Below are 25,100 nucleotides of genomic sequence, written 5' to 3' on the forward strand. Positions count from 1 at the left end.
GGCGGGTTCTGGTCGGGGGTGGGGGTCAGCTGTTGCGCAGGTACTCCGGGGCCGGCGGCTTGGACGCTCCGGAGTCCTTGCCCAGTGTGGCCGACAGCCATCTGTCGTACGACGCCTGCCAGCCGCTCGCGCGGTAGCCGACCAGGACGCGATTGACCCGGCGTACCAGATCGTCGGCGTCCTTCTTCATCGCCACGCCGTAGTACTCGGTGGTGAACGCCTCGCCCTTCAGCTCGACCGTCGGGTCCTGGGCGGCCTGGCTCGCGGCGAGCGCGCCGTCGGTGACGACCGCGTCGACCTCGCCGAGCTGCAGCCGGACCAGGCAGTCCAGCTGGTTGGGAACGGTGGTGGAGATGTCCGCGGAGGCGGACAGGGTGCCCTTGGCCCGGTCCGCCTTCAGCTTGAGGTAGGCGGTGGAACCGGACGCCGTGCAGATCCTCTTGTGCGCGAGCGTGTCGTTGTACCCCTTGATCGACGAGGACTTGGGCGCCAGCACCTGCTGCCCGGTCTTGAAGTAAGGGGCGGAGAAGGCGACTTCGCCGAGCCGCTGGCAGGTGATGGTCATCGTGCGCACGACCATGTCGACCCGGCCGTCCTGGATGGCGGGGATGCGCTGACTGGTCGGTATCGCCTTGAACTGCACCGCTTCCGGGTCGCCGAGGATGTCGGCGGCGATCCGGTGCACCAGGTCGATGTCGAAGCCCTCCAGCTCCGCGCCCTCGGTGTTCGGGTTGCGGTAGCCCCAGTGGTAGCTGTTCTGGTCGACGCCGACGACCAGCTTGCGCTTGGCGCCCGTACGGGACTTGATGGCGTCGATGGTCGGCCCGTCGGCGCCGGACGGCGACAGCGTCTGCTTCTGCGCGTCCGAGTCCTTGCAGTCCGAGGCCCGGGCCTGAGTGGCCTCGGCCATTCCCGGGCCGGCCGTGCGCCCGTCCTGGCGAGCCTCCTGGGTCCGCGGCAGCAGCAGGACGAACGCCAGCGCCAGGGCGCACAGCACCGCCATCGCGCCGACTCCGCCCCAGCCCCGCAGGGAGGCCCGTGCACGTGCTGCGTACATCGTCCTGCCCCCTGTCACCGGTACTCCGAAAGCCTGCGTCCGATGCCGGCGACCGCGCCCGCGGCACCGAGGACCGCCAGGACGGCTGCGCCGATGGGCAGCCCGGTCATCGCGTCCCGTCCGTCCCCGGCGGCCTGCTGGAACTCGGCCTGCTCGTGGTCGATGGCCAGGGCGAGATTGCGGTCGACGCTGTCGAAGCACTCACCGGTCGCGCCCTTCCCGCCGATCACCATGTCCAGCGCCTGCTGGAAGTTGCCGTTCTCGTCCTCGGTGCGGGCGGAGGTGTGGCGCTTCTTCCACACCGCCATGTTGCCCTCGGCCGCCTTGACCGGCTCGGTGCCCGTCCGGTCGTCGGCGAGCCGGTCGGCCTCGGTGAGGCCCTTGCCGAGCACGGTCATGTCCTTGTCGAAGTCGTAGTAGTACGCGTCGAACGTCTGCCCGCCGACCGTGACCGTCTCGGCGCCGCGCGCCACCAGGCTCAGGTTCTCGTTGCCGCGTGCCTTCAGGGACGCGATCCGCGCGTCGTGCAGGACCTTCAGCGAGCGGATGCCGTGGTCGTACGAGCCGTTGAGGCCCGAGCGCGCGACGGCGTGCCCGACGACCAGCCACAGCAGCACCACCGCGGTGGCGGCGGTGGCGGCGACCAGGCCGTGGTTGAGGACGCGGTTGGTGCGCCGGTACGTGCGGTGCTGGGCCCAGCCGAGCGCGGCCAGCGCGAGCACGCCGAGCGCGATCGCCACCCACGGGTACGGCGTCGCGTGCCCGTAGTCGGCGTCGAGCCGCTGGTTCTCCTTGGTGTAGAGATCCTCCGCGGCCGGGAGCATCTCGTTCTGCATCTTCTCGTTGGCGTACCGCAGATAGGCGCCGCCGACCGGGTACCCCTGCCGGTTGTAGGTCCGGGCGCGCTCGATGAGGCCCTTGTACTCGGGCAGCAGCCGGTTCAGCTTGGCGATGGTCGCCTCGGAGGGGGAGCCCGGCTCCGCGTTGGCGGCGGCCTTGACGAGCCCCGCGGCTGCCGTGCTGATGTCCTTCTCGTACCGGTCGCGCGAGTCCGCGGTCTCCTGCCCGCCGGCCAGGAACCCGCTGGAGGCGGCCGTGTTGGCGTCGGCCAGCGAACGGTAGATGCCGGCCGCGCCGGAACTGAGCGGCTGGCTGCGGTGCAGCACGTCGTCGGCGGCGGCCGCCCGCTCGGAGGCCTGCCAGGCGGTGACCGCGCCGAACGCGACGACGAGCAGCACGAGAACGGCCCCGATGATCCGCAGCCGCCCCGGTTCGGTGGTCGCGGCGGCGCGCACCTGCTCGACACCTTCGGCGAAGGCGGTACGGCGCGGGACCGGGGGCGGACCCACCCGTGCGGGCGAGCCGGGCTGGGAGGGGATCGCGGGCATGGCGGGACCCGCCGGTGGCGGCGCCGCGCTGCTCTTCGGCGGGTGTGTCACTTGACCTCCCCCATGGTCATCCGTTCGCCGCCAAGTATCACCGCCCGGACGGGCATCCGCACCAGCCTTCACTCGATCTTGATCGGATCGCAGCGCAACCCACGGCGTGACGGCGCGGGGCGCCGGCCGCACCACCCCCCGCTGATGAACACGCCGGTCGCGGCGGATCGGTTCCCCCCGGGCCCCCGGCACCGCTTGTACCCTTCGCAGACATGCACGGACGACCGAGCCACGACCCCGGCTCCCCCCGTATGTCGCGCCACGACTGGTGGGGCGTGGTCCTCGAAGCCCCCGACCCCCACGCCCTCGCCCGCTTCTACTCCGAACTCCTCGGCTGGGAGATCGCCGAGCAGGACCCCGACGGTGCGGCCATCACCCCACCGGAAGGCGTGGCCTACCTCGCCTTCCAGCGCGCGGACGACTACGTCCCCCCGGTCTGGCCCGCCCACGACGGCGCCCAACGCATCACCATGCACCTCGACTTCGAGGTGACGAACCTGCCGTCCGCGGTGACCCACGCCCTCGAACTCGGCGCCCGAGAGGCCGACCACCAGCCCCAGACCAACGTCAGGGTGCTGCTCGATCCGGCCGGGCATCCGTTCTGTCTCTACCTGGACGACAGCGACTGATCTCGATGGCGAGCGTGCCGAGGGCCTCCTTGTCGGGTGGGTAGATGGCCCGGATGTTGGCAAGCTGCTGTTCTCGGGTGGCGGTCGGGTTGACGTTCGCTGGTCCCTCGCCGTCGAGCAGGGCTTCGAAGCTCGGATACTCGGTGACGCGCTCGACCTCGACCTCGCAGGTCTCGTCGGTGCCCTTGATGCGGAAGCGGATGGTGTCGCCTGCGGCGAGGTCGGCGAGGTGCGGGTACTTCACCCGCACCTCGATGGTTTTGGCGCCCGAAGTCACGAGGTCGAAGTACTGGCGAAAGAGGCTGAGTTCACGTACGCGGGCGGTGCGGTCGGTCATGAGGCGGGAACGCTCCTGGGCGCTGTTGCGGTCATCAGACGGCCGATCTCGGCGGCCGAGTACGAGCGGAAGAAGTGCCGGGGGTCGGACAGCAGGATCTCGGAGGTGGCCAGCAGCCGGTCGGCGTACTCGGTGACCGTGCCGGGCCAGCGCCGGGTGTCGAGCATCCAGTCGGCGGCACCTTCGGGCAAGAGGGCGCGTCCATCGCGGATCTGCGACTTGGACAGTTTTGACCCAGTGTTCGTGACGACCTGGGGGCAGAACAGGCGGGCGGGAAGTTGGTCCAACAGCGGGTGACTCACATAGCCGCGGGCGAGCCGGGCGATGTCAGCCTCAAGCTGCTCCCTGTACGTGGCGGCCTCCCGGCTGTGCGGGTTGTCGGCTCACGTCTGCCTGGATCTGGGCGCCTACGACTCCGCTGCCACGCACGCCCGTACCGCCCGAGCGTGTGCCGAGGCTGCCGGACACGTGGGCATGCTGGCCTGGGTGCGGGCCGTTGAGTCCCTGATCGCGTACTGGACCGGGCGATTCGACCAGGCGGCCCGGCTGGCACAGTCCGGCCGCCTGCACCGGGCAGGTGGGAGCGTCGCTGCCCGGCTGGCGAGTTTGGAGGCGCGTGCCCTGGCGATGATGGGGAGCCAGGCAGGTGCGATGGCCGCCCTGGAGGATGCCGAGCGGTCCCGCGAGGCAATAGCCGGTCACGACGAGTTTCCGGGCCTCTTCGCCTTCCCCGCCGCCAAGCAGTTCGCCTATGCCGGCACGACTTGCCTTGCCCTCGGTGGACGGAAGTACGTCGAGCAGGCCCTCGTCAGCGCGGATGCGGCGATCCGGCTCTACCGCGGTGCGGAGGACGAAGATCGGTCGGTCGGTGACCTTTTCGCCGCGCATGTCGACCTCGCTCGGGGCCACTTGCTCCTCGGCGATCTGGACGGCACCGAGGCCATGCTCGGCTTCGTTCTCGACTCTCCTCCAGAACGTATGTCGGCCAGCATCGTGCGACGGCTCACCGCTCTGGGTGGGGAGTTGGAAGGGCCGCAGTACGGTGGAGTCGTGCAGGCGGCACACCGGCGCGAACGACTCCAGCACACGGCCGTGCTCGCGGCCTCGACCGCCGCCCACCCTCGGGAGCTGCCGACGTGACCGACCTGTCCGCCGCACACGATGCCGCCGTCACCGACCGGGGCCGCCTCGCCGGAAGCGCCTACAACAGCGATCGGGATCTGGCCGCCCGCCAGTCGCTCTACCAGTGGCAGACGCCCCGTTACGACCTACCGGGCATCGTCGCCGGGAAGTTGAGCGACGTACGCGGGCGCGCGGTCGATGTGGGCTGCGGTAATGGCAAGTTCCTCCAGCGGCTGCGTGCGGACCGGCCCGATCTGGTACTGCTGGGCCTGGACATCGCTCCCGGCATCCTCGCCGGCGTCCCGGGACCGGTCGCCGTGGCGGACGCGACAGGCCTGCCGCTGGCCGACGGAAGTGTGGACGCCGCCTTGGCGATGCACATGCTGTACCACGTTCCCGACATCGCCCACGCCGTCAGCGAGCTGTCCCGTGTCGTCGCTCGTCACGGACTGGTGATCGTCTCCACCAACAGCGATCGGGACAAGGCCGAACTGGACGAGCTGTGGCAGCGGGCCGCGGGCGACGTGCTCGGTACCGAGCGCGGTCCGGGACGCATCTCGCTCAGTGCCCGTTTCTCCCTGGAGAAGGCACCCGCCTTCCTGGGGGCGGAGTTCGGTCGTGTGGAGACGATTGAGCTTCCGGGCACCATCACCGTCCGCGATCCGGAGCCGGTCATCGCGCACATGGCCTCCTATCGGGCCTGGGCGGACCAGCACGATGTGCCGTTCGACGCGACCATCGAGCGGGCCCGCACCATCCTCGAAGACCACATCGCCCGAGACGGTGCCTTCCAGGTCAACTGCATGGGCGGCATCCTGGTCTGCCGCCGCTGAGCAGGCAGACCAGGATGCCGGCGCTCAGTCCCCCCTCTCCCAGTGGGCCCGAGCCCGTTCCCCCGCCCCCACCCCCGCCCCCAGGCGGTCCAGGCCCAGGAGGGTCGCGCCCAGGACGGGGCTGGCCGTCACCACCCGGATGTCGGCCTTGGGGGCGCGGGACGACAGCAGGTCCTGGATGCCGTCGTTCAGTTGGGTGTGGCCCGCGGTCAGGACGCTGCCGCCGAGGAGGACGGGGGTCTCCTCGGTGAGGAGGTCGAGGCGGGTGAGGGCGACCGTGGCCATCGTCGCGACCTCCTCCGCGAGGCGGTGCACGATCGAGCGGGCGACCGGGTCGCCCTGGGCGGCCGTCTCGAAGAGGACCGGGGTCAGTTCGTGGCGGCGGCCGTGTTCGACGTGCTCCAGGTGCAGGGCCTCGATCAGGGCATACATGGAGGGGAGGCCGAAGTGGGCGGGCAGGGTGCGGGACAGCGTGGTGGGCTCGCCCCGGCCGTCCTCGGCGCGGGCCGCGTACCAGAGGGCCTCCTCGGCCAGGCCCCAACCGCCGCCCCAGTCGCCGGAGATGCGGCCGATCGCCGGGAAGCGGGCGGTGCGGCCGTCGGGGCGCATGCCGACGCAGTTGATGCCCGCGCCGCACACCACGGCCACGCCCCGGGGCTCGGCCACGCCCGCCCGCAGGATCGCGAAGGTGTCGTTGCGGACCTCCACCGAGGTGCCCCACGCGCGCGCGTGCAGCGCGGCCGCCAACTGCTCCTCCTCGACCGGCAGATCGGCGTTGGCCAGGCAGGCGGAGACGTGCGAGGCGGCGGGCAGGCCCGCGTCCGAGAGGGCCCGGGCGACCGGGTCGGCGAGGGCGTCCATCGCTGCCGCGACGCCCACCGCCGGCGGGCGGAACCCCCCGCCGCGGGCCGTGGCCAGGACCTCGCCGTCGGCGGTGACCACGGCCACGTCTGTCTTGCTGTTGCCCGCGTCGATGGCGAGGACACTCCCGGATTCAGGTGCGGTCAGGCCCACGCCAGGTGCTCCCGGTTGTGCGCGACGAGCTGGTCGGTGAGGGCGTCGGCGTACTCGTACTGGCCGATCAGGGGGTGGGCCAGCAGCGCTCTGAAGACGCGGTCCCGGCCGCCGCGCAGCGCCGCCTCCAGGGCCAGGTCCTCGTACGTCGTCACGTTCGCCACCAGGCCCGCGTACAGGGGGTCCAGGTCCGGGACCGGCAACGGCACCGGGCCCGTCGGGCCGACCGCCGCCTGCACCTCGATCACCGCGTCGTCCGGCAGGAACGGCAGCGTGCCCTTGTTGAGGGTGTTCACCACCTGGTACGGGCTTCCGGCTCCCGCCCGTCGCCCGCCACCACCCTCAAACGAGGGCCCTGCGGGCCCGCTGCCCTGGTTTCCCAGCAGGGCCGCCGCCAGGTCCACCGCGGCCTCCGAGTAGAAGGCGCCGCCCCGCTTGGCCAGCAGCGCCGGCTTCTCGTCCAGGGCCGGGTCGCCGTACATCGTCAGCAACTCGCGCTCCATCGCGGCGACTTCCTCCGCCCGGGAGGGCTTGGTGCGCAGTTCTCGTACCACCGCGTCGTGTGCGTAGTAGTAGCGCAGGTAGTACGAGGGGACCACGCCCAGGCGGTCCAGGAGGGGGCGGGGCAGCCGCAGGTCGTCGGCGATGGCGTCGCCGTTCTCGGCCAGGAGCTTGGGCAGCACGTTCGCGCCCTCGGGGCCGCCGAGGCGCACCCCCGTCTCCCAGGTGAGGTGGTTCAGGCCCACGTGGTCCAGGTGGACGTCCTTCGGGTCGGTGCCCAGCATCGCCGCGAACTTGCGCTGGAAGCCGATCGCCACGTTGCACAGGCCCACCGCACGGTGGCCCGCCTGGAGCAGGGCGCGGGTGACGATGCCGACCGGGTTGGTGAAGTCGATGATCCAGGCACGGGGGTTGGTGCGGCGGACCCGTTCGGCGATGTCCAGGACGACGGGGACCGTGCGCAGTGCCTTGGCCAGACCGCCGGCTCCGGTCGTCTCCTGTCCGATGCAGCCGCACTCCAGGGGCCAGGTCTCGTCCTGCCGCCGTGCCGCCTGGCCGCCGACGCGCAGCTGGAGCAGTACGGCGTCGGCGCCCTCGACGCCCGCGTCGAGGGCGGAGGTGGTGACGATCCGGCCCGGGTGGCCCTGCCTGGCGAAGATCCGGCGGGCCAGGCCGCCCACCAGCTCCAGGCGTTCGGCCGCCGGGTCCACGAGCACCAGTTCCTCGATGGGCAGGGTGTCCCTGAGGCGCGCGAAGCCGTCGATGAGTTCGGGGGTGTAGGTCGAGCCTCCGCCGACCACGGTGAGTTTCACTGGAGGTTCCCTCGCTTCATGAGGTGCGGGCAGCAGTCATCGGCCGGGGGTCCGGGGGTTGCCCCCCGGGTGAGCACGGCATACGTGGTTAACCCTTCACTCCGGTGAGCGTGACGCCCTCCACGAACGCCTTCTGGGCGAAGAAGAACACGAGGATCACGGGGGCCATGACCAGCACGGTCGCGGCCATGGTGAGGTTCCAGTCGGTGTGGTGCGCGCCCTTGAAGGACTCCAGGCCGTAGGAGAGGGTCCAGGCGCCGGGGTTCTCCGAGGCGTAGATCTGGGGGCCGAAGTAGTCGTTCCAGGCGTAGAAGAACTGGAAGAGGGCGACGGCGGCGATGCCCGGTTTCGCCATCGGCAGGACGACCCGTAACAGGGTCCGCAGGTCACCGCAGCCGTCCACCTTCGCCGCGTCGACGTACTCGTTCGGGATCGTCATCAGGAACTGGCGCAGCAGGAAGATGGAGAACGCGTCCCCGAACGCCATCGGGATGATCAGCGGCCACAGCGTGCCGGACAGGTCCAGCTGCTTCGCCCAGAACAGGTACATCGGGATGATGACCACCTGCGGGGGCAGCATCATCATCGAGATCACCAGCATGAGTGACAGGTTGCGGCCCCGGAAGCGGAACTTCGCGAGCGCGTACGCCACCGGGATGGAGGACACCACGGTCAGCACGGTGCCGAGACCGGCGTAGATCAGGGTGTTCTTCCACCAGGTCAGGAACCCCGGCGTGTCGAAGACCTTCCGGTAGTTGCCCCACTCCCAGGTGTGCGGGATCAGGTCCCGGCTGAGCGCCTGGGTGTCGCTCATCAGCGAGGTCAGGAACACGAACACGAAGGGGAGCGTGAAGAACAGCGCGGCGGCGATCCCCAGGGAGTGGATCGCGATCCATTCGAGCAGCGCCCTGCGGCGGGCGGTCCGCTCCGCCCCGGACACCGGCGGCGCCAGCTTCACCGGCTGGTCCAGTACTTGGGTCATGGTCAGTCACCTGCCTGGATGAGACCGCCCCGGCGCCGCATCAGGAACGCGGTGAACACCATCGACAGGGCGAACAGCACCAGAGCCACCACACAGGCCGAGCCGTAGTCGAAGCGCTGGAAGCCGAGGTTGTAGACGAGCTGGGGGAGGGTGAGCGTGGACTTGTCCGGATAGCCGGGCTCGAACTGGGTGCCCGCTCCCTGGATCACGCCCGAGGCGACCTTCCCCGCGATCAGCGGCTGCGTGTAGTACTGCATCGTCTGGATCACGCCGGTGACCACGGCGAACATTACGATCGGCGAGATGTTCGGCAGGGTGACGTAGCGGAACCGCTGCCACGCCGACGCGCCGTCCAGCTCGGCCGCCTCGTACTGCTCCGTCGGCACGTCGAGCAGCGCGGCCATGAAGATGACCATCAGGTCGCCGATGCCCCACAGTGCCAGCAGGGTCAGGGCCGGCTTGGACCAGGCGGGGTCGTTGAACCAGCCCGGCGCCGGGACGCCCACCTTCTCCAGGATCGAGTTGACCGGTCCCGTACCGGGGTTGAGCAGGAAGGCGAAGGCCATCGTCGCCGCCACCGGCGGGGCGAGGTAGGGCAGGTAGAAGAGGGTGCGGAAGACGCCCGCGCCCGTCTTGATCTTCGTGATGAGCAGGCCCACACCGAGTCCGAAGACGACCCGGAGGGTCACCATCACCAGCACCAGCCACAGGGTGTTGCGCAGGGCGGGCCAGAAGAGCGGGTAGTGCTCGAAGACGTACGTCCAGTTCTTCGTTCCGCTCCATGTCGGCGGCCTGAAGCCGTCGTAGTGCATGAACGAGAAGTAGACCGTCGAGATCAGCGGGTACGCGAAGAAGACCGCGAAGCCGATCAGCCAGGGCGACATGAAGGCGGCCGTCCGCAGTGCCTGTTTCCGCTGCTTCGCAGCGAGGCCAGCCCTGCGGCGCTTAGAGGCGAGCGTGATCGTGCTCATGGCTACTTCGCCTGCGCGATGTCCGTGTCGATCTGCGCGGCCGTCTTCTTCAGACCGGCCTTCAGATCGGTGACCTTGCCGCTCTCGTAGTCGTAGCCGAACTGCTGGATCGTCACCAGGTACACACCGCCGTTGATCGAGGCGGGACTCGTGGTCGAGTTCGGGTTCGCGGCGATGTCCAGGAAGGTTTTGAACCGCGGGTCGTACTTCAGCTTCGGGGACTTCAGCGCGGCCAGCGTGGAGGGCACGTTGTGGATGTCGTTGGCGAAGCCGACCACCGCGTCCGTGTTCGTGGTCATGTACTTCACCAGCTCCCAGGCCGCGTTCTGCTTGTGGCTGGTGGCGGCGATACCGGCGATGGTGCCGGTGATGTAGCCCTTGCCGTACTGGTCGGCCTGGTCGTCCGGTACGGGCAGCGGGGCGACGCCGATGTCGAACTTCGGTTTGGCGTCGAGCGCCATCCCGAGCCGCCACTCGCCGTCCAGCTGCATGGCCACCTGGCCGGTGTGGAAGGGGTGCTTCGGACCCCACTCGTCGCCGAGGGTGGCCCGGAACTTCTCCAGCTTCTGGAAGCCGCCGAGTTCGTCGACGAGCTTCTTCTGCAGGGTGAAGCCCTTCTCGAACGCCGGGTCCTTGGCCACGTCGGACTTGCCGGCCTTGTCGAAGTACGTCGGCGAGAACTGCCCGAAGTAGTGCTCGGTCGTGGACTCCCAGCCGTGGTAGTCCGGCATGAAGCCCAGCTGCTTGTAGCCGTCGCCCTGCGGGATCGTCAGCTTCTTGGCGTCGGCCTGGAACTCCGACCAGGTCTTCGGCGGGGTCGTGATGCCCGCCTTCTCGAACGCCGTCTTGTTGTAGTAGAGGCCGTACGCGTCGCCCAGCAGGGGCACCGAGCAGCGGTTGCCGTCGAACTGGGTGTACTCGTTCATCGCCTTCGGGAAGGCCGTCTCCGGGTCGATGTCCGACTTCTTGAAGAAGGGGTTGAGGTCCACCAGCGCGCCCGAGGAGCAGAACTTGCCCACGTTGTTGGTGGTGAAGGAGGAGATCACGTCCGGGGCCTTGTCGCCGCCGGAGCGCAGCGCCTGGTTGATCTTGTCGTCGGTCATGTTGCCGACGACGTTCACGTGGATGTTGGGATGGGCCTTCTCGAAGCCGGCGACCAGGGACTTGACCGCCTTCACCTCGTTCGGCGCGCTCCACGCGTGCCAGAAGTTGATCGTCGTGTCCTTGGAGGCGTCGTCGGTGGCGCCGGAGGTGGACTGGCCGGTACAGGCGGTGGTGAGCAGGGCGAGCGACGCGGTTACGGCAAAAGCCGCCTTTCGGGCAACTGAGGGTATGACTTCGGGCATGGCGAGGTCTCCCGGGGCAGGGGTGGGTGAGAAGAGGGGGACTGCGGGGGCGGGGCTCAGTGCGAGGTGTCGAAGACCTCGTCGCGGGTGGTCGCGAGCGCGGACTCCAACGCGCCGCGCAGCACGGGGTGTTCACGGACGTCGCCGACGACGAGCCGGGGGCGGGCCGCGGCCAGCTCCTCCAGCTCGGCCTGGACGAGGGCGCGCAGCACCTCGCCGCCGGCCGTCAGGGCGGAGCCGCTGAGAACGACGAGTTCGGGGTCGAGGACGGAGACGAGCGAGGCGAGACCGGTGGCCAGCCGGGTCGCGTAGGTGGCGAGCAGCTCCCGGTGGGGTCCGCTCACGTGGTCGGCGGCACGGGCCAGGAGTTCCGCGGCGGCCTCGGCGTACGGCCCCGGCGGTACGTCCTCGATGCCGAGTTCGCGGGCCAGCTTCGGTACGGCCTGGGAGCCGGCCAGCTCCTGGTAGCCGCCGCTGTTGGCCTTGGTCACCTGGCGCACCAGAGGGGTGCCGGGCACGGGGAGGAAGCCGACCTCGCCCGCGCCGCCGGTCCAGCCGCGGTGCAGCCGGCCGCCGAGGACCAGGGCGGCGCCGAGGCCCTCCTGGTTCCACAGCAGCACGAAGTCGCTGTGGCCCCGGGCCGCGCCGAGCCGCTGTTCGGCGAGGGCGACGAGGTTGACGTCGTTCTCGTACTCGACCGGCATCGGGAGCGCCGCCGCGAGGTCGTCGAGCAGCGCGGGGGAGTGCCAGCCGGGCAGGTGGGAGGCGTAGCGCAGCCGGCCGGTGTTGGGGTCGAAGGCGCCGGGGGTGCCGACGACCAGCCGGTGGACGTCGTCCCGGGCCAGCCCGGCGGACTTCACGGCGCCGTCGAGGGCGTCGGTGACCTGCCGGACGACCGGGTGGGCGGGGCGGCGGCCGGGGGTGGGCAGTTCGTACTCGCCGACCGTGCGGCCGGTGATGTCGGCGACGGCGGCGCGGATGCGGTCCGGGGTGACGTCGATCCCGGCGGCGTGGGCGGCCGTGGGGTTGACCGCGTACAGCTGGGCGTTGGGGCCCGGCCTGCCCTCGCTGATGCCGGTGACCCGGACCAGACCGGCCGCTTCCAGGCGGGCCAGCAGCTGGGAGGCGGTCGGCTTGGACAGGCCGGTGAGCTTGCCGATCCGGGTGCGGGACAGCGGCCCGTGCTCCAGCAGGAGGTCCAGGGCGGCGCGGTCGTTCATGGCGCGCAGCACGCGAGGGGTGCCCGGCGTGCCGGCGGTTCCTGCCATGGGGGTCCACACCTGCCTTTCCAACTGCCCAGCTTCCCAGTGACCTGGTCATGACGTCCAGTCTTGATCAACCGGCTGCCCGAAGATCACTGTTAGGAAACTTTCCTATTCGGGTGGGAGGAACGTAAGCCCAGGACGAAGGGGGCGTCAATAGACAACGCCCCCGAGGCAACAGAGTCGTTACCTCGGGGGCGTGCCGTGAAGGGGTGCCGGCCTGCTCGTGGGGGTGCCGGCTTCAGCGAGTGCCGGTCTACCTGACCGTCACGTGGTCACCGGCGGAGGTCTTGGCCGCGGTGGTGGCCGTACCCGTGAAGACGAAGCGGTAGGTGCCGCTCTTGGTCGCCGTCACCGTGGTGGACAGGGCGCCCCCGGTGCCGGAGGTGATCGCCCTGACGTTCTTGTACGAACCGCCGTCCGCCTTGAACTGGAGCAGGGCCGTCTGGCCCTTGTAGCCGGTGTACTTGCCGGTCTCCCAGTTCGCGCGGGTCAGGCTGCCCTTGACGGTGAGCGTCTTGCCCTTGGTCACGGGCTCCGGAGCGGCGTTCGCGGTCAGCCGGGCGGCGCGCCGCACCGTCAGCGGGGCGAGGTTGCCCCACAGCGACACGTCGGTCTCGTTGTGCAGGTAGTCGTCCGAGACGGTGCCCTCGGCGTGGGCGTACAGGCCGGCGGCCTTCCAGGTGGTGGCGTCCGCGGCCTCCCACAGGGAGTCTCCCGGTTCCACGAGGATCGTCTCGGTGCAGCTCTCGGTGACCGTCGTGTCCGTCGTCGCGGTGGTCGAGCAGGTGGGCGCCGTCTCCGGGTCCAGCTCGTTGCCGATGTTCCGCAGCGTGCCGCGGTAGAGGACGACCGCCTGGAACGTCTTCTTCTGGTCGATGACCAGGTCCTTGGGCCGGGTCAGGCTGTACGTCACCGGCACGCTCACGGCCTTGCTGACACCGACGACGAGCGGCTTGCCGTTGTTCACGCTCACGCCGGCGAAGGTCAGGTCCGGCGTGCCGGACGCGGAGGCGACGGGCGCGGCCAGGCCGGTCAGAGCCAGGGCACCGGACAGGGCGGTGCCTATGGCGAGCTTTCTCATGTATCCCCACATTCGCACACGGGCCCCCGGGCGGCGTCGCGCTCCAGAACAAGGGCCCGTCGTGCAGGCGACACTAAAGGATCACCGGATGCGGAGGGAATACGGGGTTCCTGTGAAGACGATCTGAATCCCGGGCACGTCAAGAGACCGTCACGGAGCTGGTCTCCGCTGGTCAGGGGGGGTGCGTGGCGTCAGATTGCGCGACTCGTCAGTCGTTGACGAAGGGGGCCGTGTCCAGCGTGGGGTAGGGAGCCGGGAGAGGGAGGGCTTCGCCGAGATCGACCTTGGTGTCGGTGTCGTAGTAGGCCTCGGTGGGGTCGTCGCCGGGGAGGATCGGGTCCGTGTAGCAGTGGGCCGTCTTGGAGTGGCGGTCGATGAGCACGTAGACGGGGATGCCGGCGGCGGCGTAGGTGCGGAGCTTGGGGCCGGTGTCGGTCCAGTGGTTCGACGACGTGACCTCACCTACGAGGGCGATCATGTCGGCGGGGTACCAGCCCTTGTTCGCCTTGCGGTACGACTCGTCCAGTTCGGATGCCTTGCGGCGGCGGACGTAGAAGTCTGGGATGAGGAGGCCCAGGGTGCTTCCGTCCTTGCCGACGGCGCGGTAGCCGTTGCCCATGCCTACGAGGCGGAATCCAGCCGTGCGGAACTGGAAGCTCAGCTCCAAGGCGCCGTCGTTGTGATTGTCGTCCGGCTGCGGCGGCACGATGACCGTCCCCTCGACGTACTCCGGTCGAATCGGCGTCGGTGATGCCTCTTCGATCGCGCTCAACAGGTCGCTGGGGTCCACCTGCGTCATAACCGGCTCCATGATCGGTTCGGCGCTCATCGCTGGTTCTCCTTGTCGCACTGATGCCAGGCTATGCCCGCGCCGGGTGCCCAGGCAGAACGATGGGGCACCCGCGGCGCTTTCGGCGCCGGGATGCCCCACCTGTTCACTCGAACGAGCGTGCTGAACCGTTCCGTCCTCGTACGCCCTACTTAGGCGCCGGCCGCTGCTGCGGAGTGATCGGCGAGGCCGCCGTCGACTGGGGCGAGTCCGCGTTGGAGTACACCGAAGGCGCCGCGACCGAGGCCGTCGGGTCCGGGATGTCCCCGATGTCCTCCACGGCCGTCGCCCCGCCCACGATGCGGATGCTGGCCGCGTCGAACGCCCGCTTGATGCGCCAGCGCAGCTCCCGCTCCACCGCCACCGACTTGCCGGGCATGGTCCTGGCCGAGACCCGGACCACCATGGAGTCGATCAGCACGCTGTCCAGGCCGAGCACCTCGATCGGCCCCCACAGCAGCTCGTTCCAGGGTTCTTCCTTGGTCATCTGCTCGGCGACCTCGTCCAGCGTCGCCTTCACCCGGTCCAGGTCCTCGCCCGACCGCACGGTCACGTCGACCCCGGCGGTCGCCCAGCCCTGGGAGAGGTTGCCGATCCGCTTGACCTCGCCGTTGCGGACGTACCAGATCTCGCCATCGGCACCGCGCAGCTTGGTCACCCGCAGCCCGACCTCGATCACCTCGCCGGACGCTATGCCCGCGTCGATCGAGTCGCCGACGCCGTACTGGTCCTCCAGGATCATGAACACGCCGGAGAGGAAGTCCGTGACCAGGTTCCGGGCGCCGAAACCGATCGCCACACCGGCCACACCGGCCGAGGCCAGCAGCGGCGCCAGGTTGATCTTGAAGGTGGACAGCACCATCAGCGCGGCCGTGCCGAGGATCAGGAAGCTCGCCACCGAGCGCAGCACCGAGCCGATCGCCTGCGAGCGCTGCCGGCGCCGCTCGGCGTTGACCAGCAGCCCGCCCAGCGCGGTGCCGTCCACCGACTCCACGGTGCGGTTCATCCGGTCTATCAGCTTGGTGATCGCCCGCCGCACGGCCGCTCTGAGCACGAACGCCACGACCAGGATCAGCAGGATCTGCAGACCCATCGCGAGCCAGGTCGACCAGTTCTGCTCCACCCAGCTCGCCGCGTTCGTCGCGCTCTCCTGGGCGTCCTGAAGGTTCGGCACGGCCGGGGTCGTTGCCCCCGAGGGAGACGGGGTCGGCGTCGCACCGGCGGCCACTAGGACGACGGGCAAGGACACGGCAGGTACCTCCAACGTGCTGCACGGTCCGCTCCGGTGGGGCGGTCAAGGTCACGAAAAGGTCACCGGACGGACAGGACCACCACACTAACGGGGCATTGTGTGTGCACCACGCCGTTCCGCACAGGAGGGCCTCAGGAGAGACGGGTCTCACCCGGGCTTGAACAGGCCATGATCCGGGGGAGGAATCAGGTGTGGTCGAAAACACTCCCAGCCCGTTACCGGGACATGGTGGCGCTTCCACCAGGCATGAGGGGAGACTGACTGCAGATCGTCCCGGCGCGAGCCACGCGCCGCCGACGCCCAAGGAGGCACCCGTGCCGCATGTCCTGGTCCTCAACGCGTCGTACGAGCCGCTCGGCGTCGTACCGCTCCGTCGCGCGCTCGTCCTCGTCCTGGAGAACAAGGCTGTCTCCCTCGAGGAATCCGGCGCCTATATGCACAGCGCAACCGTCACAGTCCCCGCACCCAGCGTGGTCCGGCTCAAGCGATTCGTCCGGGTTCCCTATCGGGGGCCCGTTCCTCTTACCCGCAGGGCGCTGTTCGCCCGCGACGGGGGCCGGTGCATGTACTGCGGTGGCGTCGCAACCAGCGTCGACCACGTCATCCCGCGCAGCCGCGGGGGCAAGCACGTCTGGGACAACGTGGTGGCCTCCTGCCGCCGCTGCAACCACGTCAAGGCCGACCGCCACCTCGTCGAGCTGGGCTGGCGGCTGCGTCACAAACCAGCCCCGCCCACCGGTCTGGCCTGGCGCATCATCGGGACCGGCCATAGGGACCCGCGCTGGCTGCCCTACTTGCAGCCGTACGGCGCGGACGACGCCATGGCCCGGATCGACGGCATCTCAGCCTGACGATCCGGGCCTTCGTGTACCCGGGGCGGCACCCCGGGCACCCGCGTGGTCCGGCCTCGGGGACCCCCGTACCCCGGGGCCGGACGTTCCGGCGGCGGTCAGGCGTAGCGCAGCTCCGCCGGGTGCACCGAGCGGCGCAGCAGGGGCAGCGACGTGGCCGCGGCCAGCAGGCAGCAGGCGTACACGCCCACCGGGACCAGCAGCGCGGCGTACGGCACGGCTTGGACGACGTACTCCTGGGTCAGCGCGCCGTACCAGATGCCGATCGCCATCCCGCCCGCCCCGGCGAGCGCGACCGCGGGAGCCAGCGGCAGCGCCGTCTCCAGGAGCAGCGCCCGGCCGAGCACCGCCCGCGGCACCCCGGCGGCGACCTGTGCGGCCAGGCCGCGGCGGCGGTTCGCCAGGGACTCGGCGGTGCCGACGGCGAGGCCGGAGAGGGTGATCGCGAGGGCGACGAGGATCGCGGCGCCGGTCAGGTCGATGCCGGTCGTGTAGAAGGACACGGGCATGCCGAGGTGGTTCTGGCGGCTCATGGCGTCCAGGTCGGCGAGGAACGCCTGACGGACGCCGACGAAGCCCGTGCCGACGATGGTGACCAGCAGGACGGCCGCGTGGGTGCGGGCCGCGGCCCACGGGTCGTCGCGCAGCCGCTCCGCCGCGATCAGCGTCGCCGCGGACCGGGCGCGGCCCGCCAGCACCCGCCCGACCAGTCCGGCCGTTCCCCCGGCCAGCCACACCGTGCCCGCCCCGACCGCGATGACCAGCCCGAACAACGTCAGCGGTAGCTGCCCCCGCTCGGTGTCGGAGGTGTTCGCGACAGCCCAGAGCGCCAGCAGCAGGACGGCCACTACCCCGCCGACGAACAGCAGCCCCGGCCCCCGCCCGCTGCTGGGCCGCACCCGGCGCACCCATCCGAGCGGCGAGGCCACCACCCGGCGCAGCGCCAGCGTGCCGGTCACCGCACCCAGCACCGGCACCCCGAGGGCGACCAGCGCGAGACCGGCCCAGGCCGCGGCGGTCGGGCTGTCCCACAAGTCCAGCAGGACCGGCACCGCGACGGCGGTGGCGAGGACCGAGCCCAGCAGGCAGGCCAGCCCCGTCTCCAGCGCGGCGATCCGGCGCACCTGGGCCGGGCCGGCGCCGGCCAGCCGCAGCCCGGCCAGCCGCCGGTCGCGGTGCACGGCGCCGATCCGGGCGCACTGCCCGAGGAACCCCAGCACCGGCACCAGCAGAAGCAGCAGGCAGACGATCACCCCCGAGCGCTCGCCGGGGTTGTTCAGCAGACCGCTGCCGAGGGGCACCCGGTGGTACCCCCGGAGCGAGGCCAGGGCGACGGCGGCGAGGGCGAACCCCGTCGCCAGCGCGGCCCCGGCCGCGGTCAGCCCGGCCCGCCACCACTCCTGCCGGTCGGAACCGCGGGTGAGCTGCCAGGCCAGACGCACATCGGCGGTCACGGAGCCGCTCGTACGGGTCGTCACACCGCCACCTCCGCCGGCACCGCGAGCCCGTCGCTCATCCGCGTCTCACGGTCCGCGTAGGCCGCGACCTGGGCGTCGTGCGTGATCAGCAGCACCGCCGTACCCGCCTCGCGGGCCGTGTGCACCAGGGCCGTCATCACCTGCTCGGTCGCCAGCGAGTCCAGGGCGCCCGTCGGCTCGTCCGCGAAGACCACCTTCGGGCCGGTCACCAGCGCCCGGGCCAGGGCGACCCGCTGCGCCTGGCCGCCGCTCATCTCGCCCGGCCGCAACTCCTCCTGCCCGCGCACCCCGAACCGCTCCAGCCACGCGCCCGCCTGTTCCCGGGCTCCGGCGCGGTCGGTGCCGGCCAGCATCAGCGGCAACGCGACGTTGTCCACGGCCGTCAGCTCGGGAATCAGCTGCCCGAACTGGAACACCACACCGAAGTCGGTACGGCGCAGCTCGCTGAGCCGCTTCTCCGACAACTGGTCGAGCCGCTGCCCGTCGTAGGCCACCGCGCCCTCGTCCGGCCGGACGATCCCGGCCAGGCAGTGCAGCAGCGTCGATTTTCCGCTGCCGCTGGCACCGGTCACCGCGAGGATCTCGCCCGCACGCAGTTCGACCGAGGCGCCGCGCAGCGCCTGGGTCCTGCCGTGCGCCTTGACCAGGTCTCGTCCTGCCAGAAGCGGCACCGAGGAGTCCCCCCTGTTGCTCATGCTGCGTCGACCTCCGCGGTCAGAGTGATCAGCCGGGCCGCCGTGGTGTTCATCCAGCGGAGGTCGGCGTCGAGATGGTTGAGGGCGTAGTCCGCCGAGAGCACGGTCGCCAGATCGGCGCCCGGTTCCGTCTTCACGGCCGTGAGCTGCCGCATCCGCTCCATGTGCGCGGCCCGCTGGGCGCGCAGGTAGGCGGCCGGATCGCCGCCGGAGAGGATCGAGACCACGACCTTGGCGAAGATCTCGTTCGCCACGAAGGGCGCGGGCGGGGCGATCTCCCCGGCCCACCGGGCCAGTTCGCTCGTTCCGTCCTGCGTCGACCGGTACAGCGTCCGCTCCGGTCCGCCGTCGGCGTCGGTCCCGTCGATCTCCGCGAGACCGTCCCGGACCAGGCGTTGCAGGGTTGTGTAGACCTGCCCGTAGGCCAGCGGACGAGCCTGGGGGAAGCGTTCGTCATGGCGCCGCTTGAGGTCGTAGCCATGGCTCGGCCCTGCCTCGAGCAGCCCCAGAAGGATGTGCCGGGTGCTCATGGAGATCAGTATGCACTGGATACATGTACTGAGTGAATAGTGAGCGGCGAACGCCTGGCGGGAGGGCGCGGTATGTCGGAAGAAGCACGTTGCCCGGCCGTATAGGTCTGGCATCGCGCCCACTGGGTAGGCCTGCTCTCATCCGCAGATCCGGCAGCACCCGACGTAGTGACAAGGAGGCCCCCGTGGCCGCACCGGCTCATCTCTCGATCCCGGCCCAGTGGAAACCCGTGGCGGAGCCGTCCGCCGAGACCCACGAGGCATCCGTCTGTGTCTTCAGCGCGGAAAGCGCGAGCGCCGAGGCGCCGCTGACCAGCGAGCCGCCGCTGCCCGACGCCGAGCCCCTGACCAGCGAGCCGCCGCTCGCCGACGCCGCCCCGCTGACCAGCGAGTCCGACCCGGTCCCGGACTTCTTCGCCGCGGGGCTGTAGATGGCCGCGGCGCGCGAGGACGAGGAGCTGTCCCGGCTCGCCGGGCTGCACGGCGTCGCCACCTCCTACAGCCCCGCCCCGGACCGTACGGTCGCGGTCTCCGCCTCCGCCGTGGTCGCCGCCCTGGCCGCCCTCGGCGTCGACGCGAGCACCCCGGACGCCGTCCGCACCGCACTCGCCGAACGGGAGCGCGAGCTGCGCGCGCGGCTGCTGCCGCCGACGGTGGTCCGGTGGGCCGCCGCCGAGGGGCCGCCCGCCGCCTTCGCCGCGCTGCCGCCCGGCACCCGGCTGCGCGTCGAGACCGAGCAGGGGGAGGAGCGGGACGGGATCGAGGGGCTGCCCACCGGTGTGCACCGGGTGAGCGCCACCGCACCCGACGGGCGCACCGGACACGCCCACCTCATCGTCGCCCCCGACCGGCTGCCCGCCCCCGCCACCCGCTCCTACGGCCTCCTCGTGCAGCTGTACTCACTGCTCTCCCGGCGCTCCTGGGGCATGGGCGACCTCGGTGACCTCGCCGAGCTGGCCGGCTGGGCCGGGCGCACCGCCGGAGCCGGGTTCGTGCAGGTCAACCCGCTGCACGCGGCCGTACCCGGGACCCCGACCGACCCGTCCCCGTACCGGCCGTCCTCGCGCCGCTTCCCCGACCCCGTGCACCTGCGGATCGAGGAGATCCCCGAGTTCGCGTACATCGAGGACCAGGTCCGGGTCCGCGCGCTGCTGGAGCGCGCCGAGCGGCTGCGCGCCGACGTCCTCGACAAGGGCGCCCTCATCGACCGGGACGCGGTGTGGGAGCTGAAGCGGCAGGCCCTGGAGCTGGTCGTCCGGGTCCCGCTCGGACCGGGACGGCAGGCCGCGTACGACACCTTCCGCGCCGAGGAGGGACAGGCCCTGGAGGACCACGCCACCTGGTGCGCCCTCGCCGAGACCCACGGACCCGACTGGCACGGCTGGCCGGAGCCCCTGCGCGACCCACGCTCCGCCGAGACCGCCCGCGCCCGCGCCGAACTGGCCGACCGGGTCGACTTCCACGCCCGGCTCGCCTGGCTCACCGACGGCCGGCTCCGCGCCGCCCAGCGCGCCGCCCGGGAAGCCGGCATGCCCGTCGGGATCGTCCACGACCTGGCCGTGGGCGTGCACCCCGGCGGCGCGGACGCCTGGGCCCAGCAGGACCACTTCGCCGCCGGCATGTCGGTCGGCGCCCCGCCCGACGCCTTCAACGCCCGCGGCCAGGACTGGGGTCTGCCGCCGTGGCGCCCCGACCGCCTCGCCGCCTCCGGCCACGCCCCCTACCGCCACCTCCTGCGCGCCCTCTTCCGGTATGCCGGCGCCCTGCGCATCGACCACGTGATGGGCCTGTTCCGGCTCTGGTGGGTGCCCCGGGGCTGCCCGCCCACCGAGGGCACCTACGTCCGCTACGACGCCGACGCCATGCTCGCCCTGCTCCTCCTGGAGGCCTCCCGCGCCGGATCCGTGGTGATCGGCGAGGACCTGGGCACCGTGGAGCCGGGGGTGCGCGAGACGCTGCAGCGGCGCGGGGTGCTCGGTACCTCCGTGCTGTGGTTCGAGCGGGACTGGGAGGGCGACGGCCGCCCGCTGCCGCCGGAGCACTGGCGCGCCGACTGCCTCGCCACCGCCACCACCCACGACCTCCCGCCCACCGCCGCCCGGCTCACCGGCGACCACGTCGACCTGCGCGACCGCCTCGGCCTGCTGACCCGCCCGGCCGCCGAGGAGCGCGCGGAGGCGACCGCGGACACCGCGGAGTGGCTCGCCCTGCTGGGCAGCCTGGGCCTGCTCGACAGCCCGGCCGCCGGGCCCCCGGGATCCGACGAGGAGGCGGAGATCCAGGGCGTGTACCGCTTCCTGCTGCGCACCCCGGCCCGCCTGATCGGCGTCTGGCTCCCGGACGGCGTCGGCGACCGCCGCCCGCAGAACCTGCCGGGTACGTGGGACCAGTACCCGAACTGGCGCCTGCCGGTCGCCGACGCGGAGGGCAGGCCCGTGCCCCTGGAGGACCTGACGACCTCGCCTCGGCTGCGGGCACTGCTGGAGGCTCTGAAGGCGGGCGGGCCTTCATAGGGCACCCCGGACGCGCGGCCTTCCTGGGCGTTCGCTAACTTGAGAACGTGGACAAGAAGAACGCCCTGCGCGCCGGCGCCCTGGCCGCCGGTACGACGCTGATGATGCTGCTCATGTCGTCCCCCGCGCTCGCGCTGACCCGCGACGACGGTGACGACCCCGGCACGGGCCTGAGCGTCGGCGCGACGCTGGGCCTGTATGTGCTGCTGCCGCTGGCACTGTTCGCGGTCATCGCCGGACTGGTGATGGTCCTGGACAAGTCCAAGACGCGCGTGACCAAGCCCAGCAAGGCGAAGGCCTGAGCGCGCAGCTGATCTCCGCCGAGGGCGCCGTCCTGCCGCATGTGTGCGGTGGGGTCGGCGCCCTCGGTGCTTCGTGCGGGCCGGGACCTGTCTCGCGGGGCCTGCGAGACCGTCCCTCCAACAGGCCATCTGCTCATGCCGGACATATGCGCACGGCATAGTCTCGACACGGATCACGGATTGTGACCGAGGGGCACGGACAGTGAAATCTCCTCCGTGTCGATCCCCGCACCCCCTGGAGAGCACATGGCCACCTACGCCCCTGCGCCCACCCTCATACCGGAAGGCCTGGGCGCCCCGAGCGAAGCCACCTTCCCGATCGCCGAACTGGATCGCCTGCCCGCCGCGCACCTGACGCGCGGGACCACCGGGCACTGACCCGCCCCGCTCCCCCCGGCCTCCGGCCGCTCACGCAGCCGCGGTTGGTGCGACGTGTGCGAGCCGCGGCTGCCGTCCGTCGTCCCGGCCGGCTAGGCCCGGTGCCGGCTCAGGGGCTGGGTGCCGTCAGGTAGCGCTGCACCGTGGGCGCGAGCCACGCCACGATCTCCTCGGGGCGCAGTGCCACGGTGGGCGGCAGGCGCAGTACGTAGCGGGTGAGGGCCAGTCCGAGCAGCTGTGAGGCGCAGAGCGCGGCCCGCGTGGGCACCTGCTCGGGGTCGGGGCACACCTGCAGGGCCACCGGCAGCAGCTGGTCCCGGAAGATGCCCTGCATGCGCTCGGCCCCGGCCTGGTTGGTGGCGCCGACCCGGAGTACGGCCGTGAGCTCCTCGTTCTCCTCCCAGAGGGAGAGGAAGTGGGTCACGAGGGCCCGGCCGACCTCCTCCCGCGGTACCCGGGTCAGGTCCGGCAGCCGCAGGTCGAGCGCGACGGCCGCGGCGAACAGGCCGTCCTTGTTGCCGAAGTACCGCATCACCATCGACGGGTCGATGCGCGCGTCCTTGGCGATGGCGCGGATGGTGGCCCGCTCGTAGCCGTCGGCGGCGAAGCGCTCGCGGGCGGCGGCGAGGATCGCGGTGCGGGTGGCGTCGGACCGGCGGCGGGCGCCGGGACCGGAATCTGTGCTGCTGCTGTCACTGCCGTTCATGCCAACGAGCGTAGGCCAACATTCGTAGGCCAACAAGCGTTGACACCCCTCGGAGGGCGTGGCTACTCTCGTCAACGAGCGTTGGCAAACAAGCGTTGGCAACTGGAGGCCATCATGAGCGGCATCAACACCGACAGCACCAGCCGCACCAGCAGCACCCCGAGCCCCGTGATCATCGTCGGCTCCGGCCCCACCGGCCTCCTCCTCGCCGGTGACCTCGCCACCGCCGGTGTCCCGGTCATCGTCCTCGAAAAGCGCCCGCACAAGATCAGCAACCTGTCCCGCGCCTTCGTCCTGCACGCCCGCACCCTGGAGCAGCTCGACGCCCGCGGCCTCGCCGACGATCTGGAAGCCGCCGGCCAGGCCCTGGACCGGTTGCGCCTCTTCGGCCGGCTCACCATGGACCTGGGCGGCCTCCCCTCCCGCTTCAACCACCTCCTCGTCCTCCCGCAGTACGAGGTGGAGAAGGCGCTGGAGCGGCGCGCGGTCGAGGCGGGCGTCGACTTCCGGTACGAGACCGAGCTGACCGGCCTCACCCAGGACGCGGACGGCGTGACCGTGCAGACCCGCGGACCCGAGGGCCGGGCGGAGAGCCTGCGGGCCGCGTACGTCGTCGGCGCCGACGGCATGCGCAGCGTCGTGCGGGACGCGATCGGCCTGCCCTTCCCCGGCAAGTCGGTGATCCGCTCCGTCGTCCTCGCCGACGTGCGGCTCGCCGAGAAGCCCCCGACGCTGCTCACCGTCAACGCCGTCGGCGACGCCTTCGCCTTCCTCGCGCCCTTCGGCGACGGCTACTACCGGGTGATCGGCTGGCACCGCGGCCGCAACGTCCCCGACGGGGAGCCGCTGGACCTGGCCGAGGTCAAGGAGATCACCCGCCTCGCGCTCGGCCGTGACTTCGGGATGTACGACGCCCGCTGGATGTCCCGCTTCCACAGCGACGAGCGCCAGGCGCCCGCCTACCGGGTCGGCCGGGTCTTCCTCGCCGGGGACGCCGCGCACGTGCACACCCCGGCCGGCGGCCAGGGCATGAACACCGGGCTGCAGGACGCGGCCAACCTGAGCTGGAAGCTCGCCGCGGTCGTCACCGGCCACGCGGACCCGGAGCTGCTCGACAGCTACCAGGCCGAGCGCCACCCGGTCGGCAAGGCGGTGCTGCGCAGCAGCGGCGGCATCGTCCGCCTCGCCATGGCCAAGCGTCCCTGGACACTGGCGGCCCGCGCCGCGCTCACCGCGTTCCTCAACGCCGTGGGCCCCGCCCGCCGCAAGGTCGCCGGCCAGGTCACCGGCGTCGGCTACCGCTACCCCGCGCCCCGTGGCGCCCACCGCCTCACCGGAACCCGCGTCCCGGACGTCGCCCTGGCCGACGGCGGCCGTCTCTACGAGGCCCTGCGCGGCGGCCGGTTCGTCCTGATCGCTCCGGAGTCGTACGAGGGCCGGCGCGGGGAGCGGCTCGCCGTGGCGCGGTGGGCGAGCGACCGCCGTACGACGGTGCTGGTGCGCCCCGACGGATACGTCGCCTGGGCGGCGGACGCCGCGGACGCGGCGCGGATCGAGCAGGCGGTGGCCGAGTACGTCGGCGGTTAGTCGCCTCGGGGGCTAGTGCTCCGTCCCCTGTGTCCCCGCGAGCAACTCCCTCAGCAGGCCGGCCAGTTGGTCGGCCTGTTCGGCGTCGAAGGAGGACAGGGCCGCCGTCTGGACGGCGAGGCCCGCACCGACCGCCTGGTCAATGACGTCCAGCCCCTTCTCGGTCAGCGTCACCTGGAGCCCGCGGCGGTCGTGGGGGTCGGGGGAGCGGCGCAGCAGGCCGGCCCGTTCCAGCTTGTCGAGGCGGCCGGTCATGCCGCCGGTGGTGAGCATCAGCGTCGCCGAGAGCTGGCGCGGGGAGAGGGCGAACGGCTCGCCGGAGCGGCGCAGGGTCGCGAGGACGTCGAACTCGCCGCGCGAGATGCCGTACGGGGCGTAGGCCTTCTCCATGCGGTCGCCCATGGCGCGGGAGAGGCGGTAGATCCGTCCGAAGACCTCCATCGCCTTCGTGTCCAGGTCGGGCCGCGCCGCCGCCCACTGGTCGATGATCGCGTCGACGGGGTCCCTGTGCTGCTGCCGGCCTGCACTCATGTGCCGAGTATCGCCGTCCGGACGGTCACCCGCAAGAAAGTAGCTTGACGAAAAGTAGC

The 25,100-nt window shown here is 71.4% G+C and carries 26 protein-coding genes and 1 pseudogene; 9 read left to right on the forward strand and 18 right to left on the reverse strand.

Annotation, left to right across the window (positions count from 1 at the left end):
* Window positions 1-25: 25 nt before the first annotated feature.
* Together ACIRVH_RS04615 and ACIRVH_RS04620 are read right to left on the reverse strand one after the other, a co-directional pair.
* Window positions 26-1,057 (reverse strand): glutamate ABC transporter substrate-binding protein, encoded by a 1,032-nt coding sequence (locus tag ACIRVH_RS04615; RefSeq protein ID WP_403948157.1) that lies wholly within the window; start codon window positions 1,055-1,057, stop codon window positions 26-28.
* Window positions 1,058-1,071: 14 nt separating this feature from the next.
* Window positions 1,072-2,445 carry a hypothetical protein gene (locus ACIRVH_RS04620; protein ID WP_403948738.1) on the reverse strand — a complete coding sequence of 458 codons (1,374 nt, stop codon included), beginning with the start codon at window positions 2,443-2,445 and terminating at the stop codon, window positions 1,072-1,074.
* A 263-nt stretch (window positions 2,446-2,708) separates the two neighbouring features.
* Here ACIRVH_RS04620 and ACIRVH_RS04625 point away from each other — a divergent pair, with 263 nt between their 5' ends.
* Window positions 2,709-3,125, forward strand: coding sequence for a VOC family protein (locus ACIRVH_RS04625; RefSeq protein ID WP_403948158.1), 417 nt, complete (start codon window positions 2,709-2,711; stop codon window positions 3,123-3,125).
* Here ACIRVH_RS04625 and ACIRVH_RS04630 read toward each other — a convergent pair.
* A complete protein-coding gene (locus ACIRVH_RS04630; protein WP_403948160.1) occupies window positions 3,064-3,462 on the reverse strand; it encodes an ASCH domain-containing protein in 399 nt (132 codons plus the stop codon). The two genes, ACIRVH_RS04625 and ACIRVH_RS04630, sit on opposite strands and share 62 nt — an antisense overlap.
* A pseudogene (locus ACIRVH_RS04635) lies at window positions 3,459-3,743 on the reverse strand (hypothetical protein); the annotation flags it as partial. The gene ACIRVH_RS04630 and the pseudogene ACIRVH_RS04635, both read right to left, overlap by 4 nt.
* A 43-nt stretch (window positions 3,744-3,786) precedes the next feature.
* Between ACIRVH_RS04635 and ACIRVH_RS04640 the strand changes: the two are divergent.
* Both ACIRVH_RS04640 and ACIRVH_RS04645 read left to right on the forward strand, forming a co-directional pair.
* A complete protein-coding gene (locus tag ACIRVH_RS04640; RefSeq protein WP_403948162.1) occupies window positions 3,787-4,602 on the forward strand; it encodes a hypothetical protein in 816 nt (271 codons plus the stop codon).
* Window positions 4,599-5,417 (forward strand): class I SAM-dependent methyltransferase, encoded by an 819-nt coding sequence (locus tag ACIRVH_RS04645; protein WP_403948164.1) that lies wholly within the window; start codon window positions 4,599-4,601, stop codon window positions 5,415-5,417. Before ACIRVH_RS04640 ends, ACIRVH_RS04645 begins: the two co-directional genes overlap by 4 nt.
* 24 nt (window positions 5,418-5,441) lie before the next feature.
* Here ACIRVH_RS04645 and ACIRVH_RS04650 read toward each other — a convergent pair whose 3' ends face one another.
* The 9 genes from ACIRVH_RS04650 to ACIRVH_RS04690 all read right to left on the reverse strand — a co-directional run bounded on the left by ACIRVH_RS04650 (window position 5,442) and on the right by ACIRVH_RS04690 (window position 15,467).
* A complete protein-coding gene (locus ACIRVH_RS04650) occupies window positions 5,442-6,431 on the reverse strand; it encodes an N-acetylglucosamine kinase (protein ID WP_403948166.1) in 990 nt (329 codons plus the stop codon).
* The gene (locus ACIRVH_RS04655) at window positions 6,422-7,744 is read right to left on the reverse strand and encodes a 6-phospho-beta-glucosidase (RefSeq protein ID WP_403948168.1); all 1,323 of its coding nucleotides are present in this window, start codon (window positions 7,742-7,744) and stop codon (window positions 6,422-6,424) included. The genes ACIRVH_RS04650 and ACIRVH_RS04655 overlap by 10 nt, the downstream gene beginning before the upstream one ends.
* 88 nt (window positions 7,745-7,832) lie before the next feature.
* The gene (locus tag ACIRVH_RS04660) at window positions 7,833-8,726 is read right to left on the reverse strand and encodes a carbohydrate ABC transporter permease (RefSeq protein WP_403948170.1); all 894 of its coding nucleotides are present in this window, start codon (window positions 8,724-8,726) and stop codon (window positions 7,833-7,835) included.
* Between the two features lie 2 nt (window positions 8,727-8,728).
* Window positions 8,729-9,697, reverse strand: a complete 969-nt coding sequence (locus tag ACIRVH_RS04665) for a carbohydrate ABC transporter permease (protein ID WP_403948172.1) — start codon at window positions 9,695-9,697, stop codon at window positions 8,729-8,731.
* 2 nt (window positions 9,698-9,699) lie between these two features.
* Window positions 9,700-11,043, reverse strand: a complete 1,344-nt coding sequence (locus ACIRVH_RS04670; protein WP_403948174.1) for an ABC transporter substrate-binding protein — start codon at window positions 11,041-11,043, stop codon at window positions 9,700-9,702.
* 56 nt (window positions 11,044-11,099) lie between these two features.
* Window positions 11,100-12,311 carry an ROK family protein gene (locus tag ACIRVH_RS04675; protein WP_403948175.1) on the reverse strand — a complete coding sequence of 404 codons (1,212 nt, stop codon included), beginning with the start codon at window positions 12,309-12,311 and terminating at the stop codon, window positions 11,100-11,102.
* A gap of 250 nt (window positions 12,312-12,561) precedes the next feature.
* The gene (locus ACIRVH_RS04680) at window positions 12,562-13,389 is read right to left on the reverse strand and encodes a hypothetical protein (RefSeq protein ID WP_403948176.1); all 828 of its coding nucleotides are present in this window, start codon (window positions 13,387-13,389) and stop codon (window positions 12,562-12,564) included.
* A gap of 208 nt (window positions 13,390-13,597) precedes the next feature.
* Complete coding sequence (locus ACIRVH_RS04685; protein WP_403948178.1) at window positions 13,598-14,218, reverse strand: Uma2 family endonuclease; 621 nt, start codon at window positions 14,216-14,218, stop codon at window positions 13,598-13,600.
* 148 nt (window positions 14,219-14,366) lie between these two features.
* Entirely contained in the window at window positions 14,367-15,467 is a 1,101-nt protein-coding gene (locus ACIRVH_RS04690; RefSeq protein WP_403948180.1) for a mechanosensitive ion channel family protein, read from the reverse strand.
* A gap of 317 nt (window positions 15,468-15,784) precedes the next feature.
* On the opposite strand from ACIRVH_RS04690, the gene ACIRVH_RS04695 reads away from it, so the two are divergent.
* Window positions 15,785-16,321, forward strand: a complete 537-nt coding sequence (locus ACIRVH_RS04695) for an HNH endonuclease (protein ID WP_070027169.1) — start codon at window positions 15,785-15,787, stop codon at window positions 16,319-16,321.
* A 98-nt stretch (window positions 16,322-16,419) separates the two neighbouring features.
* Here ACIRVH_RS04695 and ACIRVH_RS04700 read toward each other — a convergent pair whose 3' ends face one another.
* The 3 genes from ACIRVH_RS04700 to ACIRVH_RS04710 are packed head-to-tail and all read right to left on the reverse strand — an operon-like array spanning window position 16,420 to window position 19,024.
* The gene (locus ACIRVH_RS04700) at window positions 16,420-17,799 is read right to left on the reverse strand and encodes an ABC transporter permease (RefSeq protein WP_403948182.1); all 1,380 of its coding nucleotides are present in this window, start codon (window positions 17,797-17,799) and stop codon (window positions 16,420-16,422) included.
* Window positions 17,796-18,494 carry an ABC transporter ATP-binding protein gene (locus ACIRVH_RS04705; protein ID WP_403948184.1) on the reverse strand — a complete coding sequence of 233 codons (699 nt, stop codon included), beginning with the start codon at window positions 18,492-18,494 and terminating at the stop codon, window positions 17,796-17,798. The genes ACIRVH_RS04700 and ACIRVH_RS04705 overlap by 4 nt, the downstream gene beginning before the upstream one ends.
* On the reverse strand, window positions 18,491-19,024 hold the full coding sequence (locus tag ACIRVH_RS04710) for a PadR family transcriptional regulator (protein ID WP_403948186.1): 534 nt from the start codon (window positions 19,022-19,024) through the stop codon (window positions 18,491-18,493). Before ACIRVH_RS04710 ends, ACIRVH_RS04705 begins: the two co-directional genes overlap by 4 nt.
* 185 nt (window positions 19,025-19,209) lie before the next feature.
* Between ACIRVH_RS04710 and ACIRVH_RS04715 the strand changes: the two genes are divergently transcribed.
* The 4 genes from ACIRVH_RS04715 (at window position 19,210) to ACIRVH_RS04730 (ending at window position 22,217) form a co-directional block, all read left to right on the forward strand.
* Window positions 19,210-19,455 (forward strand): hypothetical protein, encoded by a 246-nt coding sequence (locus ACIRVH_RS04715; protein WP_403948187.1) that lies wholly within the window; start codon window positions 19,210-19,212, stop codon window positions 19,453-19,455.
* On the forward strand, window positions 19,456-21,537 hold the full coding sequence (gene malQ / locus ACIRVH_RS04720; RefSeq protein ID WP_403948189.1) for a 4-alpha-glucanotransferase: 2,082 nt from the start codon (window positions 19,456-19,458) through the stop codon (window positions 21,535-21,537).
* Between the two features lie 47 nt (window positions 21,538-21,584).
* Complete coding sequence (locus tag ACIRVH_RS04725; RefSeq protein WP_403948190.1) at window positions 21,585-21,839, forward strand: hypothetical protein; 255 nt, start codon at window positions 21,585-21,587, stop codon at window positions 21,837-21,839.
* 246 nt (window positions 21,840-22,085) lie between these two features.
* On the forward strand, window positions 22,086-22,217 hold the full coding sequence (locus tag ACIRVH_RS04730) for a hypothetical protein (RefSeq protein ID WP_403948191.1): 132 nt from the start codon (window positions 22,086-22,088) through the stop codon (window positions 22,215-22,217).
* A gap of 109 nt (window positions 22,218-22,326) precedes the next feature.
* On the opposite strand, the gene ACIRVH_RS04735 is transcribed toward ACIRVH_RS04730, so the two are convergent.
* Complete coding sequence (locus ACIRVH_RS04735) at window positions 22,327-22,923, reverse strand: TetR family transcriptional regulator (RefSeq protein ID WP_403948192.1); 597 nt, start codon at window positions 22,921-22,923, stop codon at window positions 22,327-22,329.
* A 114-nt stretch (window positions 22,924-23,037) separates the two neighbouring features.
* Between ACIRVH_RS04735 and ACIRVH_RS04740 the strand changes: the two genes are divergently transcribed.
* Complete coding sequence (locus tag ACIRVH_RS04740; RefSeq protein WP_403948193.1) at window positions 23,038-24,510, forward strand: FAD-dependent monooxygenase; 1,473 nt, start codon at window positions 23,038-23,040, stop codon at window positions 24,508-24,510.
* Between the two features lie 12 nt (window positions 24,511-24,522).
* On the opposite strand, the gene ACIRVH_RS04745 is transcribed toward ACIRVH_RS04740, so the two are convergent.
* Window positions 24,523-25,041, reverse strand: coding sequence for a MarR family winged helix-turn-helix transcriptional regulator (locus ACIRVH_RS04745; protein ID WP_403948194.1), 519 nt, complete (start codon window positions 25,039-25,041; stop codon window positions 24,523-24,525).
* Window positions 25,042-25,100 lie beyond the last annotated feature (59 nt).

The organism is Streptomyces sp. NPDC101165 (genome assembly GCF_044768135.1).
GTDB lineage: Bacteria > Actinomycetota > Actinomycetes > Streptomycetales > Streptomycetaceae > Streptomyces.

Excerpts from the sequence above, each read along its gene's own strand:
- ACIRVH_RS04615 (WP_403948157.1), bottom strand. The coding sequence starts at position 1,057 with ATGTACGCAGCACGTGCACGGGCCTCCCTGCGGGGCTGGGGCGGAGTC.
- ACIRVH_RS04620 (WP_403948738.1), bottom strand. The coding sequence starts at position 2,445 with ATGCCCGCGATCCCCTCCCAGCCCGGCTCGCCCGCACGGGTGGGTCCG.
- ACIRVH_RS04625 (WP_403948158.1), top strand. The coding sequence starts at position 2,709 with ATGCACGGACGACCGAGCCACGACCCCGGCTCCCCCCGTATGTCGCGC.
- ACIRVH_RS04630 (WP_403948160.1), bottom strand. The coding sequence starts at position 3,462 with ATGACCGACCGCACCGCCCGCGTACGTGAACTCAGCCTCTTTCGCCAG.
- ACIRVH_RS04640 (WP_403948162.1), top strand. The coding sequence starts at position 3,787 with ATGTCAGCCTCAAGCTGCTCCCTGTACGTGGCGGCCTCCCGGCTGTGC.
- ACIRVH_RS04660 (WP_403948170.1), bottom strand. The coding sequence starts at position 8,726 with ATGACCCAAGTACTGGACCAGCCGGTGAAGCTGGCGCCGCCGGTGTCC.
- ACIRVH_RS04665 (WP_403948172.1), bottom strand. The coding sequence starts at position 9,697 with ATGAGCACGATCACGCTCGCCTCTAAGCGCCGCAGGGCTGGCCTCGCT.
- ACIRVH_RS04670 (WP_403948174.1), bottom strand. The coding sequence starts at position 11,043 with ATGCCCGAAGTCATACCCTCAGTTGCCCGAAAGGCGGCTTTTGCCGTA.
- ACIRVH_RS04675 (WP_403948175.1), bottom strand. The coding sequence starts at position 12,311 with ATGGCAGGAACCGCCGGCACGCCGGGCACCCCTCGCGTGCTGCGCGCC.
- ACIRVH_RS04680 (WP_403948176.1), bottom strand. The coding sequence starts at position 13,389 with ATGAGAAAGCTCGCCATAGGCACCGCCCTGTCCGGTGCCCTGGCTCTG.
- ACIRVH_RS04685 (WP_403948178.1), bottom strand. The coding sequence starts at position 14,218 with ATGAGCGCCGAACCGATCATGGAGCCGGTTATGACGCAGGTGGACCCC.
- ACIRVH_RS04705 (WP_403948184.1), bottom strand. The coding sequence starts at position 18,494 with ATGAGCAACAGGGGGGACTCCTCGGTGCCGCTTCTGGCAGGACGAGAC.
- ACIRVH_RS04710 (WP_403948186.1), bottom strand. The coding sequence starts at position 19,024 with ATGAGCACCCGGCACATCCTTCTGGGGCTGCTCGAGGCAGGGCCGAGC.
- malQ (WP_403948189.1), top strand. The coding sequence starts at position 19,456 with ATGGCCGCGGCGCGCGAGGACGAGGAGCTGTCCCGGCTCGCCGGGCTG.
- ACIRVH_RS04730 (WP_403948191.1), top strand. The coding sequence starts at position 22,086 with ATGGCCACCTACGCCCCTGCGCCCACCCTCATACCGGAAGGCCTGGGC.
- ACIRVH_RS04735 (WP_403948192.1), bottom strand. The coding sequence starts at position 22,923 with ATGAACGGCAGTGACAGCAGCAGCACAGATTCCGGTCCCGGCGCCCGC.
- ACIRVH_RS04740 (WP_403948193.1), top strand. The coding sequence starts at position 23,038 with ATGAGCGGCATCAACACCGACAGCACCAGCCGCACCAGCAGCACCCCG.
- ACIRVH_RS04745 (WP_403948194.1), bottom strand. The coding sequence starts at position 25,041 with ATGAGTGCAGGCCGGCAGCAGCACAGGGACCCCGTCGACGCGATCATC.